1 protein-coding gene is annotated in these 2,311 nt (G+C 54.0%); it reads left to right on the top strand.

The window, feature by feature from the left end:
• Positions 1-2,186: amino acid adenylation domain-containing protein (locus O3298_RS29095; RefSeq protein WP_305061202.1), on the top strand; the 2,186-nt coding region annotated here is incomplete at its 5' end.
• Between the last annotated feature and the right edge of the window lie 125 nt (positions 2,187-2,311).

The raw sequence follows: 2,311 nt of genomic DNA on the forward strand, positions 1-2,311 counted from the left end.
TTGAGACACTTGGATTGAATGCCAAACACCTGGCTTACGTCATTTACACATCTGGTTCAACGGGCGCGCCAAAAGGTGTAATGATCGAGGGTGGTAGCCTCGTGGAGCATATCCTCGCCTCTGTGGACCGCTACGAGATAGGGCCACAAGACAAGGTACTTCAGTTTTCATCGATTAGCTTCGACCCATCGATCGAACAGATGTGTTGCGCATTTGTGACCGGCGCCACCTTGGTGATGCGGCCATCGAAGATCTGGTCGGCGGACGAAATGGTCGAGGCGTTATCGCAGCATGCGGTAACGGTTGCCAATATCACGCCGAGCTACTTGAACGTATTAGCGTTAGGAAAGCGACACAGCTTGCCCCACCTGAGATTATTGATTGCAGGCGGCGAAGCAATGTCGATGGAACTTGCCGGTCGATGGGATTCGGATTGCGTGCTCATGAACGCCTATGGGCCAACCGAGGCAACGGTGACTGCGACAACGTTCCGCCTGCACGACCTGCCTTCAAACGGGTCGGGCTCCTTGCGCTATATTCCGATTGGACGATCAACCGGCGACACGCAAATTTACGTACTCGACACGCGATTGCAGCCTGTGCCACCGGGTGTCATCGGAGAGATTTATATCGGTGGTGCCAGTGTGGCGCGCGGTTATCTAAACCTACCGGCTTTGACAGCTGAGCGGTTTTTACAAGATCCGTTTCGATCGAAACAGGGTAGCCGCTTGTACAAGACTGGCGACTTGGGACGCTGGCTGGTGTGCGGCAACGTGGAGTTCCTTGGGCGCAACGATCATCAGGTGAAGATTCGTGGCTTCCGAATTGAATTGGGCGAGGTCGAGAATGCATTGCGGACGCATGAAGATGTGAAGGATGCCGTTGTCATTGCGCGTGAAGCGCCCGAGGGCGGAAAGCGCCTCCTAGCCTACGTGGTGAGCAATGGAGCAGCATTGGAGCAAACCTTGGACGTTCGCAACCAATTAACTGCGCAACTGCGCCAGCACCTAATGTGCAATTTACCAGATTACATGGTGCCGCAAGCTGTCATGGTTCTCGACCAGTTTCCACTCACTCTCAATGGAAAGATCGACCAAAAGGCGTTGCCGGAATATGATCAGGCAGCGCTGGAACGGGAATATGTTGAAGCACGGACGGCAGTTGAGCGTGCGCTGTGCGAAAGCTGGCAGGAGGTGTTGCGCATACCACGTGTCGGCATCACTGACAATTTTTTCCAGTTGGGTGGGCACTCCCTGCTGGCGATCCAGCTGATGTCTACCGTCCGGCGGCGTCTGGACGTAGAGATGCCGTTAAGGTCTCTCTTTATTGCGCCCGATCCGGAGTCTTTTGCTCGCGCTATAGCCAATCAGGCAACGGTTATACCTTTCCAAAATTTGGTCAGCATTCGTTCGGGGAGCACAGCAAATACTCCTCCCCTCTTTCTGCTGCATTCTGGCGAGGGTGAAATCGCGTATGCAATCAAACTGGCTCAATCGTTGCATGGCGACCTGCCCGTGTATGGGTTGGCCGCGATTGGGTTCCTCGATGGCGAGGAGGTTATGTCCAGCGTGTCCACGATGGCATCGATGCAAATGAAGGCAATCCGGCACATCCAACCCGAGGGACCATACCGCCTTGCCGGCTGGTCGGCCGGCGGGACAATTGCCTATGAAATTGCTCGACAATTACTGGATGACGGGGAGGAAGTCGATTTTCTTGGCTTGATCGACACGACGAGCAATTACGGTGGTGGATCTTTATCTACAGGATATGTGGACGTGGATGATGCTGCTTTTTGGCTAGCCAACCTTGGCGAGCTTCCTAAAGGGGTTGCTACCCAATTGCAGGCACTGGCGTCATGCGGGGACTTAGCACTCATGTTCGACGTGTGCCGACGTGAAGACCTCATCCCTCCACAGCTTGATTTTGCGGCATTCCGGCGTCATCTCGCTGTCAGAGCATCGATTGCCCGTGCTTTGTATGCATACAAACTGGTTCCGATACCAATTAACATCTCCTTGTTTTGCGCGGTGGATGAGATGCGGTCCGAACCCGATTTGGGCTGGAAGCAGGTGATGGGTGGCAGGGTTAGCATAACTTCGATAGGCGGTGGACACTATACAATCATGGATGAGCCGAATATCAAGGCACTCGGCGAGGCGATCTCGGCCAAGCTGCGTCTTTAAGGTTGTAGTGGTTTAATGTACCCGGACACTGATTTAGGCGAGAATGCTCGCCATGGAGAGGTGTTTGATGAGCAAGCAAAGACGTACGTTTTCCCCTGAGTTCAAACAGCAGGCAGCATGCTTGG

The sequence above is a fragment of the Janthinobacterium sp. SUN137 genome (assembly GCF_030587265.1).
GTDB classification, from domain to species: Bacteria; Pseudomonadota; Gammaproteobacteria; order Burkholderiales; family Burkholderiaceae_D; genus Janthinobacterium; species Janthinobacterium kumbetense.